At 38.4% G+C, this 21,989-nt stretch carries 32 protein-coding genes; all 32 read right to left on the minus strand.

Annotation, left to right across the window (positions count from 1 at the left end; all coding sequences use genetic code 11):
• Positions 1 to 25: 25 nt before the first annotated feature.
• Entirely contained in the window at positions 26 to 901 is an 876-nt protein-coding gene (locus I2G61_RS01785; protein ID WP_195547825.1) for a N4-gp56 family major capsid protein, read from the minus strand.
• A 14-nt stretch (positions 902 to 915) separates the two neighbouring features.
• Positions 916 to 1,563 (minus strand): phage scaffolding protein, encoded by a 648-nt coding sequence (locus I2G61_RS01790; RefSeq protein WP_195547826.1) that lies wholly within the window; start codon positions 1,561 to 1,563, stop codon positions 916 to 918.
• Positions 1,564 to 1,695: 132 nt separating this feature from the next.
• Complete coding sequence (locus I2G61_RS01795) at positions 1,696 to 2,736, minus strand: phosphodiester glycosidase family protein (protein ID WP_195547827.1); 1,041 nt, start codon at positions 2,734 to 2,736, stop codon at positions 1,696 to 1,698.
• Positions 2,681 to 3,223, minus strand: a complete 543-nt coding sequence (locus tag I2G61_RS01800) for a hypothetical protein (RefSeq protein ID WP_195547828.1) — start codon at positions 3,221 to 3,223, stop codon at positions 2,681 to 2,683. Before I2G61_RS01800 ends, I2G61_RS01795 begins: the two co-directional genes overlap by 56 nt.
• Positions 3,224 to 3,227: 4 nt before the next feature.
• Complete coding sequence (locus I2G61_RS01805) at positions 3,228 to 4,424, minus strand: LamG domain-containing protein (RefSeq protein WP_195547829.1); 1,197 nt, start codon at positions 4,422 to 4,424, stop codon at positions 3,228 to 3,230.
• A 3-nt stretch (positions 4,425 to 4,427) separates the two neighbouring features.
• Positions 4,428 to 4,619, minus strand: a complete 192-nt coding sequence (locus tag I2G61_RS01810; RefSeq protein ID WP_195547830.1) for a hypothetical protein — start codon at positions 4,617 to 4,619, stop codon at positions 4,428 to 4,430.
• 12 nt (positions 4,620 to 4,631) lie between these two features.
• Positions 4,632 to 5,111: a collagen-like protein gene (locus tag I2G61_RS16715; protein WP_195547831.1), complete on the minus strand. Its 480-nt coding sequence runs from the start codon at positions 5,109 to 5,111 to the stop codon at positions 4,632 to 4,634.
• Positions 5,112 to 5,123: 12 nt separating this feature from the next.
• Complete coding sequence (locus I2G61_RS01820) at positions 5,124 to 5,753, minus strand: hypothetical protein (protein ID WP_195547832.1); 630 nt, start codon at positions 5,751 to 5,753, stop codon at positions 5,124 to 5,126.
• A complete protein-coding gene (locus I2G61_RS01825; RefSeq protein WP_195547833.1) occupies positions 5,750 to 5,956 on the minus strand; it encodes a hypothetical protein in 207 nt (68 codons plus the stop codon). The genes I2G61_RS01820 and I2G61_RS01825 overlap by 4 nt, the downstream gene beginning before the upstream one ends.
• Positions 5,957 to 6,007: 51 nt before the next feature.
• A complete protein-coding gene (locus I2G61_RS01830) occupies positions 6,008 to 6,223 on the minus strand; it encodes a hypothetical protein (RefSeq protein ID WP_195547834.1) in 216 nt (71 codons plus the stop codon).
• Complete coding sequence (locus I2G61_RS01835; RefSeq protein ID WP_195547835.1) at positions 6,207 to 7,796, minus strand: phage minor head protein; 1,590 nt, start codon at positions 7,794 to 7,796, stop codon at positions 6,207 to 6,209. The genes I2G61_RS01830 and I2G61_RS01835 overlap by 17 nt, the downstream gene beginning before the upstream one ends.
• Positions 7,789 to 9,249 (minus strand): phage portal protein, encoded by a 1,461-nt coding sequence (locus I2G61_RS01840; RefSeq protein WP_195547836.1) that lies wholly within the window; start codon positions 9,247 to 9,249, stop codon positions 7,789 to 7,791. The genes I2G61_RS01835 and I2G61_RS01840 overlap by 8 nt, the downstream gene beginning before the upstream one ends.
• 313 nt (positions 9,250 to 9,562) lie before the next feature.
• Positions 9,563 to 10,849 carry a PBSX family phage terminase large subunit gene (locus tag I2G61_RS01845; RefSeq protein ID WP_229100640.1) on the minus strand — a complete coding sequence of 429 codons (1,287 nt, stop codon included), beginning with the start codon at positions 10,847 to 10,849 and terminating at the stop codon, positions 9,563 to 9,565.
• Complete coding sequence (locus I2G61_RS01850) at positions 10,839 to 11,279, minus strand: terminase small subunit (RefSeq protein WP_229100641.1); 441 nt, start codon at positions 11,277 to 11,279, stop codon at positions 10,839 to 10,841. The genes I2G61_RS01845 and I2G61_RS01850 overlap by 11 nt, the downstream gene beginning before the upstream one ends.
• Positions 11,280 to 11,429: 150 nt before the next feature.
• On the minus strand, positions 11,430 to 11,849 hold the full coding sequence (locus I2G61_RS01855) for a DUF1492 domain-containing protein (RefSeq protein WP_195547838.1): 420 nt from the start codon (positions 11,847 to 11,849) through the stop codon (positions 11,430 to 11,432).
• A 412-nt stretch (positions 11,850 to 12,261) separates the two neighbouring features.
• Positions 12,262 to 12,498, minus strand: a complete 237-nt coding sequence (locus I2G61_RS01860; RefSeq protein ID WP_195547839.1) for a hypothetical protein — start codon at positions 12,496 to 12,498, stop codon at positions 12,262 to 12,264.
• 5 nt (positions 12,499 to 12,503) lie between these two features.
• Positions 12,504 to 13,226, minus strand: a complete 723-nt coding sequence (locus I2G61_RS01865) for a hypothetical protein (protein WP_195547840.1) — start codon at positions 13,224 to 13,226, stop codon at positions 12,504 to 12,506.
• Positions 13,219 to 13,440: a hypothetical protein gene (locus I2G61_RS01870; protein WP_195547841.1), complete on the minus strand. Its 222-nt coding sequence runs from the start codon at positions 13,438 to 13,440 to the stop codon at positions 13,219 to 13,221. Before I2G61_RS01870 ends, I2G61_RS01865 begins: the two co-directional genes overlap by 8 nt.
• On the minus strand, positions 13,437 to 13,712 hold the full coding sequence (locus I2G61_RS16730) for a MazG nucleotide pyrophosphohydrolase domain-containing protein (protein WP_195547842.1): 276 nt from the start codon (positions 13,710 to 13,712) through the stop codon (positions 13,437 to 13,439). The genes I2G61_RS01870 and I2G61_RS16730 overlap by 4 nt, the downstream gene beginning before the upstream one ends.
• A 2-nt stretch (positions 13,713 to 13,714) precedes the next feature.
• Positions 13,715 to 13,882 carry a hypothetical protein gene (locus I2G61_RS01880; protein ID WP_195547843.1) on the minus strand — a complete coding sequence of 56 codons (168 nt, stop codon included), beginning with the start codon at positions 13,880 to 13,882 and terminating at the stop codon, positions 13,715 to 13,717.
• Complete coding sequence (locus tag I2G61_RS01885; RefSeq protein ID WP_195547844.1) at positions 13,879 to 14,109, minus strand: DUF3310 domain-containing protein; 231 nt, start codon at positions 14,107 to 14,109, stop codon at positions 13,879 to 13,881. The genes I2G61_RS01880 and I2G61_RS01885 overlap by 4 nt, the downstream gene beginning before the upstream one ends.
• A complete protein-coding gene (locus I2G61_RS01890) occupies positions 14,087 to 14,251 on the minus strand; it encodes a hypothetical protein (protein ID WP_195547845.1) in 165 nt (54 codons plus the stop codon). The genes I2G61_RS01885 and I2G61_RS01890 overlap by 23 nt, the downstream gene beginning before the upstream one ends.
• 6 nt (positions 14,252 to 14,257) lie before the next feature.
• Positions 14,258 to 16,141, minus strand: a complete 1,884-nt coding sequence (locus I2G61_RS01895; RefSeq protein ID WP_195547846.1) for a phage/plasmid primase, P4 family — start codon at positions 16,139 to 16,141, stop codon at positions 14,258 to 14,260.
• Positions 16,142 to 16,282: 141 nt separating this feature from the next.
• Positions 16,283 to 16,609, minus strand: coding sequence for a type II toxin-antitoxin system PemK/MazF family toxin (locus I2G61_RS01900; protein ID WP_195547847.1), 327 nt, complete (start codon positions 16,607 to 16,609; stop codon positions 16,283 to 16,285).
• A 23-nt stretch (positions 16,610 to 16,632) separates the two neighbouring features.
• On the minus strand, positions 16,633 to 18,372 hold the full coding sequence (locus I2G61_RS01905; protein ID WP_195547848.1) for a hypothetical protein: 1,740 nt from the start codon (positions 18,370 to 18,372) through the stop codon (positions 16,633 to 16,635).
• The gene (locus I2G61_RS01910) at positions 18,369 to 18,650 is read right to left on the minus strand and encodes a hypothetical protein (protein WP_195547849.1); all 282 of its coding nucleotides are present in this window, start codon (positions 18,648 to 18,650) and stop codon (positions 18,369 to 18,371) included. The genes I2G61_RS01905 and I2G61_RS01910 overlap by 4 nt, the downstream gene beginning before the upstream one ends.
• 66 nt (positions 18,651 to 18,716) lie before the next feature.
• Positions 18,717 to 19,172, minus strand: coding sequence for a DUF669 domain-containing protein (locus I2G61_RS01915; RefSeq protein ID WP_195547850.1), 456 nt, complete (start codon positions 19,170 to 19,172; stop codon positions 18,717 to 18,719).
• A 1-nt stretch (position 19,173) separates the two neighbouring features.
• Positions 19,174 to 19,497 (minus strand): hypothetical protein, encoded by a 324-nt coding sequence (locus tag I2G61_RS01920; RefSeq protein ID WP_195547851.1) that lies wholly within the window; start codon positions 19,495 to 19,497, stop codon positions 19,174 to 19,176.
• Positions 19,498 to 21,105: an AAA family ATPase gene (locus tag I2G61_RS01925; protein ID WP_195547852.1), complete on the minus strand. Its 1,608-nt coding sequence runs from the start codon at positions 21,103 to 21,105 to the stop codon at positions 19,498 to 19,500.
• The gene (locus tag I2G61_RS01930; protein WP_195547853.1) at positions 21,102 to 21,452 is read right to left on the minus strand and encodes a hypothetical protein; all 351 of its coding nucleotides are present in this window, start codon (positions 21,450 to 21,452) and stop codon (positions 21,102 to 21,104) included. The genes I2G61_RS01925 and I2G61_RS01930 overlap by 4 nt, the downstream gene beginning before the upstream one ends.
• Entirely contained in the window at positions 21,449 to 21,793 is a 345-nt protein-coding gene (locus I2G61_RS01935; RefSeq protein ID WP_195547854.1) for a VRR-NUC domain-containing protein, read from the minus strand. The genes I2G61_RS01930 and I2G61_RS01935 overlap by 4 nt, the downstream gene beginning before the upstream one ends.
• A complete protein-coding gene (locus tag I2G61_RS01940; RefSeq protein ID WP_195547855.1) occupies positions 21,786 to 21,989 on the minus strand; it encodes a hypothetical protein in 204 nt (67 codons plus the stop codon). The genes I2G61_RS01935 and I2G61_RS01940 overlap by 8 nt, the downstream gene beginning before the upstream one ends.

Here is a 21,989-nt window from a genome sequence, read left to right on the forward strand (position 1 = left end):
TTTGTCGGTAATTGAACCGTGCGAACTACTCCCCCGACTTTTTGAATTTTGCAAGAACAACTTTCGCTTCGTTGGTCAGTGCCACGCCATAGAATTTGGAAGAAACAATTTCCGTAACCTGTGAACGCTGTTTGAATTCGCTGGTTGTCGCGGTGTCCTTCTTTAAGAAAATTGTTAATGCTGGAAGTTCGTCTTCCGTGTATTCCGTTTCAGGTGAATCCGGTTCGAGTTTGATAATTGGATTTGTGAATACTCCTGACTTTTCCTTGATTTTGTTAGACTTCTTAATCCAACAACCGGCAATCTTACCAATCGCACCACGAACGGCAACACCTGCTTCGAACTTATCAGCGGATAAAAACAACGGGTCTTTTAACAGCGTCGCTTCCTGTAACGGCGAAATAAACATGACCTTTTCAACGCCGTCTTCTTCGTCTTCAAACTTTGTTACTGCGTCCACGATACCTTCATAACCGATTGCGCTTGTCGTTGACATATCGACAATATTTGTGGATTTTAACGCTTCGGTTAATAAATCAGTGTCAACCTTTCCGGCGATTGCTTTTGCAAGCTGGCTTTCCGCCTGTCCAATTGGATTTCCTAAGCCGGAAAGTCTTGCTTCCTCTGTAATTCCGACCGCCTTCATTGCTTTCTTGATTTTGAAAGTAGTCGAAGAAGCCGTCATCTGTGACAAGCCGACTTCCGCCCCTTCTGCAACGTCTTCCGCGTCGCCAATATACTTCCAACAAGGAACTGTCTTCGTGTCCCCTGCTACACCGACCAAAGTCGTATCAACTTTTGCATATGGTGTGATTTTCAATAACGCTTCAATCTTTGCGTTAATCATCTGCCCCATGACCTGTGGGTTAATAATATTTGTTAACATTGTTTCATTTGCCATTTTTCTATTCTCCTTTACTCATTCATTAATGCTTCAAATGCTTCGGGGTTGTCCTGTGCGAACTTTGCGCGTTCCCCGTAAGGTTTTTTCAAGAACTCCGCTTTTGTCATTCCACCGTTGTTTTCCTGTGGATTGTCAAGTTTGTGTTCTTCGATTTTTTTGGTGGAAGAACTTTCAAATTGGTTCGGGAACTGTGTTTGTAAACTTTTCAGCGTTTCTTCCCAACCTTTGATTTTTCCGTTTTCGTCAAGCTTCACTTCGCCTTTTTCTTTGAGCTTAAAAGTCATATAGTCGACATCAGTGACTTTCGCTTCCAATAAGGCGATTTGAATCGCATTGTCCAACTTGGTTTGTTCAAGCTGTGTTTGTAATTCTTGAACCTGTCCTTCATACGTTGTGATTTTTGTTTGAAGTTCACCATCGTTTTTGTTTGATTTCTTCAAGTCGGCAATCAAATTGTTCGCCGTTTCAAGTTCATTGGTCTTCCCGTCCAATAATGCTTGTAATGCGTCATATTTGCCTTTTCCGATATATTCACCCGTTCCCAAGTTTGCAATCTTGATTTGCTTGTCCTTATTCGCTTCATTGCCGTTGAACGCGTTCACCTTTTCGGCAAATTTTGCGAACAGTTCTTCACCCAAAATCTCTTTTAAAAAATCCATTTTTCTTTTCTCCTTTTCGTTTTTAAACGTGGTTTCTTCCACCAAGAACGAACAGTTTAAATGACATGTTCAGGTCAATTTGTCATTTTAAATGTCATGACCGGACAAAATAAAAACACGGTTGACCGTGTTTTAATCTTTCAACCAATAACACCGTGAATCATACTGTGAATATCCGATAATATCGTCGAACTTGACTTTTACCCATTGATACCCGTCCGCCTGAATGCCGTCGACAAATTCAATGACTTCCGCTTTTTCGCCAATTCTAACCATTGCCAAAATTTTTCCACATGGCTTTTTGTTCACGTTAAATTCAAGCGTTTCGCGGACATACATTCCAACGCTTGCAACGTTCAGCAAAAAACCGCCTGTTGGTTCTGGTTCAGGTGTTGGGGTACTTTTCTTGCGACGATACAGAATAATCGCGTTCTTGACCTTTCGCGTGGTGTTATGAACAACTTTTCCATACTCCCGAAGGAAAACAGAACCGCCACCGTCAAAACATACCGCGTCCGTCATTCCTTCGCTTTCACACATTGCGAATAAGTCACGCCCATACATACCAGATTTTCCGGTTGTTCCCGTTACTGAAATGACAACATAAGCGTTCGCGTTTGCGTCAAATCCAACAATGGTTCGACCGGAAATGTTTTCGTAAATGCGATTACGGCGTGAAGCTGACAATTCCTTTCCAGCTTCGTTTCTATAATCATCTTTCATAATTCCGAATGCGCTTGTTACCGCACCATAAAAGCAATCAAGCTGACTTTCGATGTTTCTTTGTAAATCAAAGACCATTGAACCGTCATAACCAAAACCAATCGCCATTGTATCTTTGAACGTGCTGACCGCTCCCATTGTCAAATCCTGATTGTTGATTCCGCGGGATTTTTCCAACCCTTCGGCGAAGTGCATTCCGTTCCATGAATAAAACGTCGAACCATTGGCAACAATAACTTCTTCCCACCCATCGTTTTCAAGAAGTTTATCCCCGAATCCAGCGGGGATTGTTACGTCGTACGGCTCACCGTACCGATTGCCGTCAACCGACCATCTGTATTCATAACTAGATTCAATCGGTACTCTAACTATTCTTTTTCCCATATTTTTACCTCTATACTTTCTTTTCCAACCACATTGTGACAGCAATTTTTCCGGTACTGGCATCATATATTCCACCGTTGCACCATGTGTTTACGTGAATCGTTGTAATAGTGGCAGCTGTCTCCAAGTTTCCACCGTACATGGCTAATGGGCAGAGACAAAAACCATCACCTATAGTCGACCACTGAGGTCCGGAGTTTTTGTTAACATATAAGTACGTTTTATTATTGTTATCCGTAATTGAGATGCCAATATCCGATGTTTCTCCTTTCCCAGAATAGAATCTCCAATTTCCAGTAGATGTTAAAGCAACTGGAATGCAGTTAGCTGGTATAGCCAGACTTCTACGCGCCACTGCCCCACCTGCTGGCAAACTACACAATTCCCCAATTTTTAATTCGTATCCCGGAAAATCTCCGGTAGAAATGCTAGCGATTTTTTCGGGATATTGAGAAAGAGGAATGTTTGTCATATCAATCCCTTTATCAATCAGCGCTTGCCTGATATCATCGCGAATATCAACAAGCTGTACTAATGTTTCTGATATTGCCATTTGATCATCCCCTTTCTAGCCATACTCGCTTAACAAACACATGAATAGTTGAATATGCTCCTGTGTATGTCCATAAAGTGACTAGTCCATTAAATAGGGCAGCGGTTCCAAGAAAAGTAATTTTATCAACTAAACCAGGCGCTAAATACATTTTAGAAATAGCACTCACCCCGCTGCCAATAATCCCAAACTGCGCATTTGATTCGTTAGCCGTACTTTCATGATAGAATTCAACTATCAAACGGTCATAATTTTCCATGTTTATAACGTTCTTAGTTTTGAAATAAGCGTCCCCGGTATTTTGACCACCCCAGTATAAACACCCGTTTTTATTTAAAGAATGAGTAAAATTCGAAGCAGGGGACGATGGATTCGTAAACTCCCATCCACCAGTTAAAGATATACATTGATCTCCATCATTGTATAAATACGTTCTATTTCCATCAGTGGGGTTAACTTCACTCCATAGCGTCATTGGTCTATCACTAAACTCAGCCGGGCTTAAAGCTTTTGAGGTCAATCTAACACCTCCGCACGTTCCGGATATACTATATCCGGAAGTTGAATATCCAAGCAAACAATATCCATCGGATTTAGCCGTGTTTTTGGTTGTTGTGCTACCTTTTTCAACACCATCGAGATATAGCTTGATCGTAGTTCCATCGTATACCAACGCAATGTGTTTTTTGGTTGTATACGTATACGGAACGGAAATAAGCTCTGTAGTATTTCCAGCGTTTCGATAAACGAGTTTATTATCATGGACGATCAGATAAGATCCACCATTTGTTAAAGCGTTTATGATATAGCTATATTTTGAAGTGTTTGATAGGGTTAGAATAACCTCGAACGTATATGGTTGTGTTGTGTTATACGATGTTAAATAATCGTTGATAGCATCTGAAATGCCTACATATTTACCATCCGCAAAAGTAGCTCCGTTGGAACCAAGTACCGCACCATTTGTATTAAGAGGAACGCTGTATAAGCTGTTGTCGATAGTATCACTTGTATAAGGAAGCAATAATCTACAATTTTTTACAGTTGAAATGACGGACGGTGTTAGTCCGCTCATGACATTAATTTTTTCCGCATATTCAGTGAATGGCACATCCGTCATATCCACACCTTTGTCAATCAAAGCCTGCTTGATATCAGACTTAACCGTCTGAAGCTGCGCCATTTTTTCCTGCACCGTCATACATTACACCCCCAACAAATCAGTCAGCTGAGCGTCAAAATCAGTACCGTTAATAACCGCAGAGAGTACACCGTCAATATCGCCAATCAATACTGCTACCGACTTCCCGCTTGGGTCAAACACATTGTCAGCGCTCGTTTCAGGGTAAAGAACGTCACCGGTTTCGATTTCCAATTGGCCTTTTAAGATTGCCATTAAAATTCCCCCTTATCCAATTACCTTGAAGAAAAGTTTTCGCTGAACTGCGGTTGAAGTAGAAGTTCCTACTTTAACCGTATCACCCGGATCACCTTTTTCACCCTGAATGCCTTGAATGCCCTGCTTCCCTGTGTCACCTTTAACGCCTTGGATTCCCTGAATGCCCTGAGCGCCTTTGATGTTGCCCTTCTTACTCCATGCACCACTTGCTTTCTGATAAATGTCACAGTTCGCTGTGTTTAAATACCAGTCGCCATCTTTACCCTGTGCGGGAGTTGGCGTTGCCGTTCCAGTTAACCATGTGGCACCAGCTGCCCCTGTCGCCCCTGTATCACCTGTCTGACCTTTCAGCTTCCCGGTATCTAATTTTTCCTGAAATGTTTCGCCGTCTGCAAACTTCACCAGTTCGGCAATTGTAACCGGGTTAGCGTCACCGATAATTTCCCCGGTGACGTCGTCTAATAGCTGTATTTGTACTTTTACTGACATTTCTTTATCCTCCTAATGTTCTATTACTTTCAATCTCATATTCGGAGATACGGCAATAGTTCCATCTGTTACACCGCTCTCTCGTTTCGTTGTATTGAAATACAAGTGTCCTTTTATGCGATCCTGAACCTCTATATAAGATTGCTCATCCATTACGTGTATCACTTCGGCACGATCCTCCAAAATCTTGTTGACTTCGGTCTTAAACTGTTTGAAATCACTTGTAATTTGATTCGTGAATTCAGCCGTTTTCAAAAGAATCAAATGATAGTCCGCCAAAATCTGCGCCCAAATGTCCGGCGTTGGTTCGGGCATTTCGTCAGATACAACCGCACCTTTTCCAATGTCATAATATAGAACTTCTGACGTGATGACCTTATCGTCATTTACGCCAAAAACACCAATGACAACTTTTCCTTCGTCCCCCATGACTTCATGTGGAATCACACATTGGTCATTTTTCAGTAATTGAAGATACCTTTCTTTTGGATTTCTATAAAACACGGCGGATTTCGTGAATCCTTCCCAACTCTCGTCGAATTCAAAAACAACATTGTCGGTATTAACGTCGCCCGAATAAATATTTGGCGCATTTGTCACCGTAATATTTTGGTCGACCAATTTTGTTTTTATCGTACTCACTCATTCACCTTCCTTCTGTAAAAATATTCTTCACGATTTCGAATGCTTTGAACTCGTCCGTCTTTCTCATAGACGATATATTTCTTTGTCCACGTTGTGACAAAATAAATGTCACCGTGCGCCCATCTTAAATCGCTTTTGATAATTTTACACACGCGCCCAAGCTTCAATCGTTTGAATAACTGTTTGACTTCTTGTTCCATCGCTATTTTCTCCATAAGAAAAGGACACCCAACAATTTGAATGTCCTTTGTTTATTGCCTATCTTTGAAAAAATCTTTCCAATATGGATTCTCTTTGTCGAAAATCTCTTTTTCTTCTTTTGTCAATTTATCGGGATAATCTGCGAACATGTTGAAAACACGTTCCTTGTCAAAACTAAATAACCATACCCCTTTTTGTTCGGGGTTGTCCATCCACCAAATTTTATCATTTGGATTGTTTTTGTAAAATTTATTTGATTGTTCCATACATACCCTTCCTTTGTGCGTCTTCCGCCGTATTCAAATATCCCAATAAAGATTTGAAATCGTCCGTTGAAAAATCACTTTCATCAATATCAATCATAAAATCACCATAGGAAGGGCTTGACGTACATCCGAAACGGTTCTTTAAAGTATATTTTGGATTGCCGTCAAAGTTTGTCCAACCGCTCTTGAAGGCTGATTGTAGTTCCAAATATTGAAGTGTGCCGTCATCCAATTTTCTAACAATAGAAACATGTCTTCCGACTGCCAAATAATATTCTTTACCAACTTCACATTGCTTTAACAATCTGTTTCCAACTGTCAGTGAAGATTTTCCCTCTGATGTTAATGTCTTTAATCCATCCGTTTTAGATAAATTGAACAAATTTAAACTGTTTGCAAAGAAGTCCGTACTGCTCCCACCTCTAAAATCAAGAACGTTCCACCCCTGTTTCTGACCTATATAAGCAAGTCCCAGAGAAGCACATGAACCCGTCGTTCTATCTCCACCCGACAAAATAGAAATAATTTCATCGTTTGTCAACTTCGATAAGTGATTTCGAACAGGGTTATAATCCACTTTCATTCCCTTCAACTTTGTCAAAAGTGCATTGTAATGTTCTTCTTTTGATTGAATAGGTGTTTTCAATATATTTGATGACCCTTCCACACCTTCATTATACGCCTTTTTAAACGATTCAAAATCTTTTTCCTTGATTTTTACAATTTCGCCCGTTTCGTTGTTCATCTTGGTTGTTTCGTCATCATCCAATCCCCAACGCGCACGTTGAAGCATGACACAACGACAATTGATGTCTTCATGTGGAACACCGAATCCCGCGGGGTACATGGCTTGTTTTCCGTTCACTTCGAACGGCTCGTCAACCTCGCGAATTTGACCATCCAATTTGACATGATTCGGACGTGTCTTTTTGTCCATGGTCGAATCCCATTGTTTGACGATGTCCGCCCCTCGTTCCTTCGCTCCTTTTTGAGCGTCAAACGTTGCTTGTTGTGAAATGCGATGTCCTTCTGTCCGTGCAATTCTAATCGCCTTGTTAACGCCCATATTCGCTTTATTTGCGATGTTTCTTGCAATGTCGTTGTAACTATACCCATTAGCAATTCCGCGGCTTATTTCGGCGTTTATTTGCCTTTGAAGCGTCTTCACGTTAAACCCAAGGGATTCATACAACGATTTTGACAACTTGGTATCATTGACCAACGCTTTGACAACTTGATTTTGGTCGATTGGGAATACCAACGGAATCCCTTGACCTTGTAAATCATACATTGTTCCCAAGAATCCTTCTTGATAACAGTTTTTCAAGTAGTCTTGTATATCCGTGTATTGATTCCCATTCATATTGTCCAAAATAGCTTTGATTTGCATTTTCAACGCTTTTTGATACTCAATTTGATAAATCTTGGATTGCGTCAATTCGTCGGCTTGAAGAAGCTTAATCTTTTGATTAATATCCTTCAACGCTTTGTTGTATGTCGCTTTTAATTTTTTGATGACGGCTTCTTCGTCTTTCAACTGTGATTGAATGACTTCTTTTTGTCGCTTATTCATCAACCATCACTTCTGGTTCATCAACAACCACATTGTCAATTTCGCTTTGTGCGTCAATTAAATTGACGTCATCTTCCGGCAACCTGTCTTTGATTTCTTCATAGTCGATGTCCAACACATCGCAAATATTTTGAACGATGGTTTCTTGGTCAAGCGTTGAAGCCAAGTTCAACAACGTATTGATTTTTACTTGTTCCGTTTCCGCGTCTGTCTTTTCGATTATGGCGTTATCACTTGCATTTGTCATTACTTCACGTTCGAAATTGAAATACACGTCTTTCTGCTGATAATCCGTGCCGTTGTTGTCGTTGATTTCCTTCAAAACAATTTTCAAGATTTTTCGCATAAATTGTCGCAATCTAATTTCTAACTTATTACACTTCAAATCCAAAAGCGCATATCTTGACTTGATGACAATATTTGTAATATTGCCATCGCCCATCTGCGCTGAATTGAACCCCATTCCAAACCGATAAATGTTCTTTTCGTCCAATTCCAATTTGGTTTTTCTCGCTTCATAAGGAACGTCAACGGTCTTGAAATCAACGTCACCGCCAGTATCAACACCAATGTGTTTCTTTGTCTTCGTGTTCTGAATCAATTCTTCCAAGTTGTCGCCTTGGAATCCTGACACAACAACCAAATATTCGTTTGCGTCCTGCAAATTGTTTGACAATCCGCACGACATTAAGTCATAGTCGTCAATCAATTCTTTAACAGATTTCAATCCGCTGAATTGTTTCCGGCAATTGTCCAAGCGAAAGAATGGAATAAATCCGAAATTCTCATAATACAACGCCCCATCACCTTTCGAATAAATGGTGTGTGGTCGTGGATTTATTTCAACGCTTTCGTCTTTCTCCAATTTTCCGTCTTCTTCTTGAACATAGAAATAAGTTTGGCTCTTATCCCAAACTTGGATTCTTTTTATCTTCTTGTTTTCCTTTGCAATTCGGTCAACATACCAATAAATCACATAATCGCAACCGTCTTGCGTGTCCTTTGCCCGAACTTCCACAACGCCCAAAGAATCCGCGCACTGAAAGCCGATTTTGTCTTCAACTGTCTTATATGCGTACATATATTCAAAGCCTTTGGTTATTGCTCCCGTCAAGACTTCATACAATTCGGACGTAAAATCTTCATTTTCGTTGAAATACTCGTCCAACTCATTTTGAAGTTCTGGAATATCGCTTTTCACGAATCCGTCTTTTCCCGAAAGCATGTATTGAACTTCTTGGTCAACTAATTCAGTGAAAAATGGGTGTGAAATTTTGATATTACTTCGACTTTTATCTTCCACCAACTGTCCGTCCGCGTTGTAGTAATATAAACGATAATTCCGAATGTCGTGTTCCCCTTCGTAATACTTTTGACCAACACGCGCAAATCGCTTCTTATCGCTTGAAGTGTCTTCTTGTATAAACTGAACAATTTCGTTTTCTGTCAGCATTCATTCACCCCTTACTACTCCTTGAAATACAAATGAACTATATTTTCAATTCTTCTTGAAACACCAGCCACAAAGTCACAAACTTGTTCCCGCGTCATTTTGTCTTCGCTGTCAAATCCACGGCTAAATATGAACGCGTGGGTCAATTCGTGTCGCAATACACTTTCTTTCATTTCCCGTTTTAAATCTTTGTGAAGTATGATTTTCTGTTGCGGATGTCGTTTAAATACACCAATTTCCCGTTGTCCTGTTCTTCAATCGTATATTCAAAATCATCAATTATACATTTCATTTGTCTTCCGACCTTCTCTTTCTATATCAACCATTTGTTTCCAATGATATATTCTTCCAATGCGTATCGCATAGCGTCCATTAAGTGATTGAATTCGTCAATCGGTTTGTTCAATTTCTTCCCGAACTTGTCCGTTTCCCAAGTGTAGTTCGATATTTCGGTTAAGAAGTTGATACAACGTGGGTGAATGATAATTTCAAGGTCTTGAATCCACTGAACCCCATTCATGACGCTGTCTTTGCCTTTCTTTGCCCCACGAATACGCAATCCCAACGCCTTCAATTCGTCAATTGACTTCGGTTCAGCACAATCACCCGTGATTCGCTCTTTTGAATATCCCATCATGACAATTTCGTTATGAATGGCTTTATTGGAAAGCCCTTTTTTATACATTTCGTCCCAAACGTATAATTTTTTATTTTCCAAATCCAAAAAGCCCATAAAAAAGGCGGTTGGGTCGTTGGTGTAACCAAAGTCCAATCCGCTTGTTGTTTTTAAACTGTCTAAAATGACATATTTTTTGTCGTTCTTATCATCAAGTTTGTTATATTCCTTCTGTGATATTGGTGTGAATGCTTCTTCGCGCCAATTCTCATATACTAAGCCGTCAACAATTCCCCAATTTCCCAATCCCGCGACGCTGTAACGTCGTGGATTGTTCTTCTTCATGGTTTCAAATAGTTTCTTGTCCGATTCGTCCAACCATTCGTTGCACATATAATTTGTCGTCATAGCAAGAACGTTGTCGTCATCAACATCAAAAAAGCGTTTCTTTAACCAATGCCGTTCATTCCATGGGTTGAACGTGATTGTCCATTGCTTGAATAACCCTTCCGGCACTTCACCACGAATGGATTCATCGAGTGTGTCAAAATCACTTTCGTTCATAACTTCGTAAGCTTCTTCGAGCCAAGCCCAGCACAACACGCCGTTTTCAACCGTGATGGACGTTACTTTCAACGGGTCGTCCAATCCCCGAAAATATATCTTCTGTCCTGTCGGAATATATGTCATTTCCAACGGGCTTTCTTTGATTTCCCACCATGCTTCGACTTGTAGTCGTTTAATCGCCCATTTTAATTCAGTAAAACAGGAATCCTTCAACGTTCTGTAAGTCTTACGAATGACCAACAAATTCGCGTCAGGGTATTTCATCATGTTTGTGATATACCACAACGCGGTTGTCTTAGATTTCTTTGACGCTCGCGAACCTTTACAAACACGGTAACGTCCTTTGAAGTTCCAAAATGTCGCATATCCACGCCCAACGACTTCGGGCAATGACAGTTTAATTGTTCTAATCTTCAAGGTCATCACTTCCGCCAATCACAACCGGAACGACACCGTCCAATTTGACTTTATCACTTAAAATTCCGTATCGTTTCGCTAACAATTCACTTGCTTTTAATCGTTCGCGCTCGTCCGGTGCTTTCAACATTCGTTTCGCTTCACTCACACCGTCCCCGCAACCCTCAACGACAACGATTTCGCTTTGAGATTGTCCCCGCATAACGCTTGTTAAATAGCGCAACACTTCGTCTTGTGAAGCAATCAATTCGTCTTCTTTTTCTTTCATGCGTTTTTCGATGTATGCTTTTATGTTGGGTTTTGTTAGATTTTCCATTCCAATAAATCTTGCCGTCTTGGGTGAATATCCCGCGCGAATAGCTGATTGCGTCGCGTTCATATCAATCAAATATTCGTCACAGAACCTTTTTTGTTTATTCGTCATTTTCATGTTCATTCACCCCTTTCAGCACACGAAAAAAGCCACCGCATTTCGCGCATGGCTTCCCTTTTTATATTCTTTTTGCATTATAATAATATCATACTTGACATAGGACATACAACCTTATTTGTTCCGCATTTTACCGCATTTTGCCGCATTTTACCGCATTTTTTCCGTTTCTAATAAACTATCAAGTTCTCTTAATGCTCTTTCGTGTAAACGCTGAATATGCTTATAAGTTAACTTCGTTTCTTTCGCAATTTCGTTATATGACTTTCGCATGAAATATCGTTTATACAATAGACCGATACAATTTCCATCTTCCATCTTGTCAATGACTTTCATCAACTCCCGTTTTAATTTAATCGTTTCGTTTATATAGGCTTGAACGTCATCTTTCATCTGAATATATTCAATTATCGGATTTTCATTCTTTGGCGAACCTTGAACCCTTTCACCTTCGAAATTTATTCCTCGAACTTCACACAATCTTTTTTGACGTTCTAATTCTTCAAGTTTATATTCAATAATTTTGTCGCGTTTCATAATCGACAACAACAATTTTTTTGCTTCTGTCATAAAATCTCCCTTTTCTTCTCTGTCCGAACACCCAGAACAACCCTGAACACTAAAATAAGGCTCTATGAAAGGCTTTTTTGACATTGTTCACGGTGTTCACGCACATTTCTATATATTATATATTTTTATTTTTATATAGGGTCTTTCTATTTTTTATAAAATCTTATAAAAAAGGATTTGTTCATGAACAGGGTGAACATTGCCATTTCTCCTTTATTTAAAGGCGATTTCGCTGTTCACTCTCGTTCACTTGTTCGTGCTTCATCACAGATTTTTTCAAGGTGTTCGCGGTGTTCACTCTAAAAATCAATTTTTTTCAATTTTTATTTTGCTATTTTGAATAGCAACAACGCCATTATTACTTTTTTGTATTACAAAAAGTAACGACAATATTTTTGTAAATTGCGACAATTTAATTGTCGCAATTCAACCATCCTAATTCTTTAATCTGTTTATGAATTGCTTCATGAATTAAAATACTGACACATGAAGCGCGTCCCAAACACGAAGTCCAATAACATTTCCTAACTAAATCAAAATTAATTTCTTCCATAAAATAAAATCCGCCGCACGTAAACGTGTATGTTATGGATTCCGCATTTTCTTCTACAGAATACCCTAATTCCTTAAATCTTTCTTTCGCTGTCATGTTAATCACTCTCCTATAATTAATTCTTTCGCATAAGGTAACGTTTCAACCCACTTGCAGAACTCCAACCACTCGTCCAATTTGTGATTCTTTCGTGCGTGATACATATTTTTCAAGACTGCATAATTCAACTGAACCGTCCTTCTTTGGTTGTACGATGACGGCAACAACTGAATCATGTCCCACCAATAATCTTTTCCAGATTGCATTCCAAATTCAGATTTGGGTTTGTTTTTTAAAAATTGCTTTCTGGCGAATTCCAACCGTACAACAACACTTCTAAGTGTTGCCAAAGCGGCAGGTGTTAACTTTTCATGACTGAAATTATCCAACGTGAATTCTTTTGCCTGAATCTTGTGCATTGTATTGCAACTATTTGCCACCGTTCCAACCTTGTAAGTGTCAAATTCTTTCCACCAATACAACGGCGCTAAAATGTCCAAATCAACGCCAATCATGCGGAGAAATTTCCCGTGGTCATTCCCCGCCTCACTCAGTTTATTCATTAATCGCAAATCATTCTGACCAATTTCAAATCCCAAATATTTATGACAATCTTTTCTTTCTTCGTCTTCCGGTTTACATGCTCCATCACGTTCAATTTTTCCACAAGACTTACAATCATAACCCCAATAAGAATCACTTTTATCCCAACTATTCATTGGATTTCTCATTCCACGAATCGCGGCTTCCCAACCAAACGTTTCGACGTTTTCAATCTTAATCATTTTCTTTTATCTCCTTCGCTTCTTCATTCAACAACCGTCTTGCAATCTTCAAATCTTCCAAAATAATTTGTTTACTTGGCGTTTGCTGGTACTTGTCATTAAAATCATCCCAATTTATATTTGATTCGCTTAAATCCTCTTTATATTTTTTCAATAAATTTTCTTTTTCTTTCGCTTCGTTAATTAAATATAAAGCCACATCAATTCTATTCATTGTTTTTCACTCTCCATTCTTTCAAAAATTCTTCTCACTTTTTTATCTATCCAAAAATCCATGTCGACATTCGAAATGTTAAATATACATTTCAACTGTTCTATAACAATAAGAACATCCACAATTTCTTCAATCAAATTTGATTTACATTCGGCATTGTCCGGGTATCTTAAACACTTGTTTATTGCTTGAATTAATTCAGCACATTCTTCCATCGCAATTCGGGATTGATTTTCCTTCCCGTAAAATTCAATAATTTCGTCGAAGTTCATAATCAAAACCCAACTCTAATCGCTTTGATAATCAACCACAATTCAATGCCAAAGCTTATCAATGCAATCCAAAAACTGTGGTTTCCTTCTTTCGGCTTTCCGTGTTGTCCTAATTCAATTCCTAAACTTAAAACAAACACAACACATATTGTTATAAAATACCAATTCATTTCTTTTCCCCTTCAAGTTCTAAAAACTTATCAATATACCACTTCGCCTTTTCAATGTCTTCCACGTCATTTTTATTGTCATGTCGCCACAAATATTTGAACGCATTACACAAACAAAAATTTTTCACCGCAACAATTCCTTGTGTTTGAATCATTGCGTCAATACATTCGATTTCACCCGCATAATGCGAAGGGTGATTCACGTTATCTTTCTTGTTTTCGCTCATTCTTTTCCCTTTCATCCAAAAAATCTTCAATATCCGAAATATACATAAACGCCCTTTCCCCTTCTGGAAGTACAAGAATATAACCCCAGTATTTTCGATAAATCTTCACATCGTAATATTCTTCTAACTGTTTTCTTTGCATTTGCTTCTATTCCTTTACATAAATTCCTGTCAATTTTCCGTTGATTCTAACGCGTTTAACAGTTAACCCTAAGCGTTTGTTGATGTCTTTCGAGAAATTCATCAACGTCATTTCGGTAAACCCGTTTTCAATGCAGAAAGTTCTATAACTGCGATGAACTTCTTTCGTCGGTTGATTCTCTATTTCTGAAACTTCTTTTTCCTGTAACCACAATAAAATCGGGTTGTTCTCAATTTCATATTCATTCAGTTCGTTTTCAACTTTCTTTGATTCCGTGAATCCTCGATTTTCAAGAACTCTTTTCAGACCTCGGATTCCCAACTGAATCAAGTATTCCATGACTTTTTTGTCTTTTAACTTCCATGTTATGAATGGGTCAAAGTCGGGGTCATCCTTTGTGAACCTTGCGTTGAATGGAATAATGACAAGTCTTCGCAATATCGCCCCAAATCCCTTGGATTTCGTTCTAGGAAGCGAATTCGCAGAAAAGTATAGTTTAGTATAGGGATTGAAGAAAAACGCGTCTATTCCCTTGTATTCGCCTTTTACTTGGTTTCCCGAAACAACCTTTTTAAATGTCGCAATCGCCCGCCCTTGCAAAAAGTCATCGCTTATATCATCGCCGACATTCGCTAGCTTTCCCGACATCATGGCGACGCTGAATCGTTCTTCTAGTTCTGACATATCAAGTGATGAAAAATTAATTTGACCTAACACGTTTTTCAACATATCCAAGAACGTTGATTTTCCGTTTGCTCCTTCTCCTGTCAGGAAAAAAGCTTTTGACAGTTCATTCCGCCTATAAAATGAATATCCAATGGATTCTTCCAATAACATTCTGATTTGTTTATCGTTACACGCTATTTTGTCTAAGGTCTTGTCGCAAAGCTCACTATAAGCCGATTCGTCATAATCCCAGGGTATTTTATTAGTGATTATTAAATCGCTTGTAAATGGCTTCAAAACGCCTTCTACGATGTCATACACTCCATTATTGAAAGCAATATAACGCGCGTCAGCTTCTTGCACGTCATCACAAATCAATTCAAGATATTTCAGCACTTCGACGCGCTGTGCGCTTTTTAGTGTTGGAATATGCTTCAACATTGCGGCTTCAATGATTCTGTGTCCCGCTATATATTGCCCGTCGTCGTATGCGTGTAACTGACCGTTGATTCGACAAATTTTTTCATTGTTTTTTAGAAATACTGCGAAATTGTTGTGAAGAAATTTCTTCCCGTCATAGAAGGTTTCTTCTGGAAAGGCTTCATCCCTCAAAATCACGTCAAGTTCGTCTTCACCCAATGGAGATTGAAGAACATATTTGTTGATAATTTGAATGACTTCCCGCGATTCTTCTTTAGAAAATCCCGCGTTTGTCAATGTCAAAATATAATTGAATAATGATTGATTGCGTCCATCCCCTTCGCCCATTTCGAAAAAGTCAATATTGGAATTTACAGGGATGAACCATTTCGGCAATGTTCCCAATTCTTCACAATCCCATTCAACAAATCTTTCTTGACCGTTAAATTTGATAACTTCGTAACTATTTCGCGAACCAACTTTAATGTCTGCTGTCAATCCGCAAGCAATTTTTTTGTGCGTCCCACATCTTTCAACGCCGTTATTTTTAAATAAGAAATGCCGTCCGCGCGTCGTTTGATAAACAACACAATCCAATTGTTTATCTTCGACAATATTCATCATGATTTCGCTTTGCGCCATGTCATCAATGTCGATAAGAATGACATCATTCGCAAGAATACCGGCGTATTCGTCAAGGTCTTTCACCTCGTCAAATGTTCTTAACGTCTTCACGTCCTTGAATGGTTCGATACAATTTTTATTTTTGGTGCGGACAAATCCTTTATATAATTTTTCGAACATCCTTGATTTTCATCCTTTCTGATTTGTAGCATGAATAAGAACATTGATATTTTTCTTTTACTTTGTATAAATATTGTGATTTACTCGCGATGAAGAATTTCTTTCCACAAACAGAACAAACGGCTTCCCTTTGCTCAAACATCACGCAACCCCCAAAGCCTTTTTCAAACACTTATCAACGCGTATCATTTGATAATCATTTAATCTGTAAACAACCCGAACAATATCTTCTTGATTTACCGTCATAATCTGTTCGCAAAGTACCATTGAATCGTGATAACTTATAATCGTATGCGTTGGTTGTGACAACTTCTTCAATTGCGTTGTCATCGGAACAACCATGACGATTTCCGAAGATTGGTTTCCAATATCGTTCGAAACAACCAAATATGGACGTTCATTTGACTGAATATGTCCACGCACACTTTGGGGTTTTAAATACACGATATTCCCTCTTTTTACTTTCATTTATTTCACCTTAAAATCTTTCTTTAAATATAACCAAAATCTTTCAATCTTTTGGTTGCCAGTTCTATATACCATTGTTTGTCCAACTTTCTTGGACACTTTACCCCGTTTACTTCATCGTTGAATAGAAAAGCATGTTCGGGGGTATTTTCTATTTTTTCACGTCGTTTGTTTTCGGCTTTAATCTTCACTAATCCGCCGTCAATTTTATGTGTTGAAGCGAAACACCGAACACATTTTTCATTCACTCTTTTGTCGCCGTGCATAATATACAAATATTTATTGCTTATCTTTTTTACCTGTTGAAATTCCTTCAATTCATCACATTCAAGAATTGTCTTTTCGACCGGAATTCCCTTGACCATATAATCAACCATTGCTTTATTAACAATCGGCAAATCATAATCAAGATTGTTCAGTTTCTTGACATACGCCCCTTTGGATTTGAAATTTCCGTCTGCGTCAACAATTACATAATTGTTGACATCCTTTTGGAATACTTTTCGATATTCTTCGAATTCAAGATTCAAACCGGTTCTTTGTTCCCATTCATAAGCGATGTCGTCAATCAAACTATATTGTTCATCTGCTTCTTTGTCGTTTCTAGCATTTAATTTGACCAATACACCGTCCGTGTTTGATTGAATGATTTGACAATGCGGTTCAAGTTTTTCAATCAAATCAAGCAATAACAATTGACCATAGACACAAACGTTGTTTGCTTGCCTTGGGTCATACAATGGATTCGTCTTTGCTTTCATCGCTCCATACGTCCCATTGATGACGATTTTCAACGGTGCTTGAAGTGGGTTCTTTTCGTGTTTGTATTTCAATCTTAAATCGACAATATTATTGAATTTTTGTGGGTTACAACTTCTTGAATGCAAGTTGTATATAATCATCAAAGTTGGGTATAGGCTTGCAACGTCCATGTTCAAGTAATACCCTTCACCGCTATATTGTTCTATTGCCCCATGGACTCCGCCCCAACCGAATTGGTGCGGAACTCCGGCAATATCACAACATAATTGATGTTTTTTCGATTTCTCGTCATTTGGATTGATTCTGTATTTCCGATTGTTCTTGTCCTCGTACCAATCAACAACAAACTTGTATTTGTTAATTCTCATAGTTTCTGGAAAAGAAATGTCAAATTCGTCGTTGTATGGTCGAATCGGTTTTCTTGCTTCCAATATTTGCGCCGATAACTGAACCTTTGTTTTACTGATGTTTGACAACGGCATGTTAAACATTTTAAGCAATCCCATTTGTGCTTCGAAATCGCTTTGACGTTCCAAGAACACTTCGATTGTCTGTTCAACGTCATGTCGACAATATTTGACCGTTTCTTCGATTTCTGCTCTTGTCAATTTCCTGTCAATATCAAATGGAACGCTTGATTCTTTGATGTTGTTTCCCATGAATCCTTCGAACGATTTCAAACCCTTGTCCGTTCCTTGCATGACATCATAATTGTTCAACGGGAACTTTCGAAGCAAACTTGAAAATTCCCAACCGGCGCGACCTTTGACAATAATCCAATCATTGATTCGCTTCGGATTGAACCCCGCCAAAATACCTTTCAAAATGTATTGGTCATAATGTCGGGAATTGAAGCCAACCCATATGTCATGTTTGTGTTCGCAATATAATTGTTCTAATTTCTCAACATCGTTGAAGATGATTTGTTCTTCTTGATTCACAACGTCAATTGCAACGACTAACCAATCATATTTGAACACTTCGAAGTCATAGAAAATCATAACGCCTTTATTCTTTCAAGGATTTCAATTACGCGTTCATTGCTCAAATATCCGATGACATCGTCCGTGATTTCCGTGTCATAACACAAGTGTCCGTCTTTCAAAACCGCTAATTCGAACAAATCATATTGGCTTCCGTATGAACCAATATGTTTGATGACGCTTGCGCCATATCTATTTTCGAATTTGAATTCGTAACGAATCCCACCAAACAAATCATTTCCGAAGAAAACTAAATAATTTTCAAATCCTTCGTAATTTAATTTTGTATATTTCATTATTAATGTCCTTTCATATAAATAAAGCCACCCATTTCGAGTGGCTTTCCCATTTAAAATGGCATTTTAGACTTCAAAAATTTCTTTGATTTTGAATGTGTTATAACCCTTTTTGTTTTGGTCATAGGACAATAAGAATTCCAACTTTTCGTCCACTTCTTCCATGACATCAAGAATCAAATCGTTATAATGTGCATAATCGCCATCAAATTCAATGTCCAATGATGTTTCCAACGACTTCAAGAATTCATTTACAATGTGAATTTGGAATCCCTGAATGATAACTTGGTTCATGAAGATGATTGAATTCTTATATTCACCGTCTAAAATCTTGAACCAGCATGTGAACATTGGGTCTCCTTTTTTCGATTCTTTCAATTCCATTTTTTCAATTTTAACTTCATAATCTCCCAACGGAACTTCCTTATATTCTCCCGTCCCGCCGTTTTGTTCAACTTCCTTCACGTCTTTCGCCAACGATTCCCCGTCAATGCTTTTATTCCACTTGTCAAAAATCGACATATTATTTGCTCTCCTTTCTGAGTAAATCGCGTAATTTACATAAGCCGCTTAATAATGTTTTGAGTTCGTTGTCAACTTCTGTTCCTTCTGATGGTTTAAGATTTAATTCTTTCAACAAAACCCCCAATCCTTCGTCAATAACACAGTTCATAAAATCAGTTTCGAAGTCTTCCCCTTCACCCTCAATCATCTGCATGAATGTTAATTTCAACGCTTTTTCATAACTGTTATTTGTATTCAATCCGGCTACTTTAGCAAAGTCGATGACTTCTTGAAGTTGCTTGTCAATTCCTCGTTCTTTCAATTCTCTAATAATTTTTTTCATTTAATTTCTTTCCTTTCTTGTTCTTCTACGCGGTGTTTCAGCTTCTGCCGGTGCTTCTTCTTTTCTTGCTCTGCGGCGTGGTGTTTCTTCCTGTTCCACGACTTCTTCAACAACTGGTTGTGGCGGTGTCAAGACTTCTTCTTTCTTCGGCTTTGGTGTGGTTGCAATGTCATAAACGTCCATCAATGCGCCCCAACTCAATGAAATCTTTGTTTCGGTTAAACCTTTCAAACGACCGCCACCAAACACGAATTCATTTGATTTAAAATTCAATGTTCTTGTTCCGTCATCTTCTACAACTGCACGCGCCACAATGTCAACCATTCCAGCGACCTTGTTCGCAATAGATTCTTGAATATTCGGTGCAATTTTCGTGATTGTCTGCCCGTTCTTTTTCTTAATTTCGCTTACAATTTCATGTGATACAACGACGATGTTTTCGTAATCAAGATTGAACAATCTTCGAAGCGTAGAAAGATATTCGGTTTTGATGATGTCCCAGCCTTTGCCGTAACAGGAATCACTTTCATGTTCGATTCCCATTTGGTCGTATTTATACAAACGACACATTTCGCGGGTATCTTCCAACAAATCAATAATAATGGTGTTGAAATCGTTTTGTTTCTTTTCAAGTTCTTCAATCGTTTCTTTCAACACTTCCCACGCGAACTTACGCTTTGTCACGCGTCCTTCAACCGTCACAATATCTTTAATCGCAATATATGGCATTGTTACAAACTGAATGTTTCCGTCCGTGTTCAGATTCAACGGATTTGGTGCGTCGTCCAGCATGGTTGTTTTTCCCGTGAATGCGTCCCCATAAATCCAAATTTTTCGTTTCTTCGCTTTTCCAATTTCGCGCCGTTCTGTGCTTGGTAAAATCATATAGTTTTCTCCTTTCAAGCAATATTCTTTATACTCACACCAATCACAAAGTCGACTTTCGTTTTTCTCAAATTTGGTCGTCATTTCAATTGCTTCGATGTCACAATTAAATTGTTCAACCTTTTTTGGGTCAAATTCGACTTTAACGATTGATGGTTGCATATCTTCCAACGTTTCTTCTAACCGCTTTCTGAATTTATATAAATCCTCGCTCTTACGCTGTTTAATCAACGTTTTTGGAATCATGACATAATACATGCCATTGACCTTTTTTCCCGTCATACGCTCGAAATAATAGGCGTATAAGTGAAGTTGTGGTGATTCCAAATAATGTTCGACGTTATTGGAATACTTGAAATCATAAATGTTATATGTCCCGTCTTCCAATTCTTCCAAACCGTCAATGAATCCAACAAATCCGTCACAATCAATCTTGAATTCATATGTCAAATTTTTCGGAACAAATTTTTTGACTTTTGGAATCAAATTTGACAATTTGATTGCTTCATTGACTTGTAAATCTGTTATGACGTTAAACGAATCATAATATTCTTGAATTGCCTGTTCGACTGTTGTTTCAATTCCCTTGTGCATTGCCGAACCAATAATCAACGGATTTGAAGCGTCATCGCTTGGAATCGTTTTCGTTTCGGCAATATACCGTAATTCGAATTTGAATGGACATTGATTGAAGCATTCAACGCGACTATGTGACCATTTCATTCAACTTTCTCCAAACTTGACGGGTGACAAAACAATCCGAAACCAGCTTCACATCGTCCACCCAAGCTATGAAAATGTGGATTATATTCATCGAAGCAAACGCCAATTAAAATTTCTTCGAAACAAATGACCGTTCCCAATCCATACAAATAATGTCTGACGGTATCAAATTGTTTAAATCTTGACATAAGCCCGAATCGTTCGTTTAATTCTTTTTTAAGTTCTGCTTCATCGGGAATTTTAATTTCTAAATCTGGAAAATCCATTTTGATTTCTGGTGGGTGTAATTTCGCAAATTCACGATTGATTTCTTTAAATAACTCTTTTTGTGCTTTAGTCGGCTTCATTCGAACCACCCTTCTTTGTCGAACAACCTTTGTTCAAAATACTTTTGTTTTATTCCTTTAAGTCCGCAAATCAAACTTTTGAATTCTCCAAATTGGTTTGGATATAACACAATCGCGATTCCTTTTGATTCACGAATCTTTTTCACGTTCCACAATTGAAGTTCGCTAGGTTTCCCGTTTGACGCTTTCAATTCAATTCCCAAGAAATAACCGTTACAACACACAATCAAATCAGGAATTCCCGAACGCTGAACGCCATTTGACCATGTCTTCAACACCCAACAATTTTGTTGTTTCAAAAATGCTTTTACTTTGTTTTCGAAATTCTTTTCACTAGCCATTTTTGATTTCTTCCTTCATCGTTTTTGTCAAATCACGGATTGATAAATAACAGGCATAAATCAAGGATGGGAACAGAAACAATAAGCATTCCCCACCATATCCCGCAACATTGCGACTTAAATTTGCATAATCGTTCAACGCCGGGGTTGCCAATAACAACAATATTGTTATTACGATGACAAATTTCTTTCCCAC

This window comes from Holdemania sp. 1001095H_141210_F2 (assembly GCF_015558105.1).
Taxonomy (GTDB): domain Bacteria; phylum Bacillota_I; class Bacilli_A; order Erysipelotrichales; family Erysipelotrichaceae; genus Holdemania.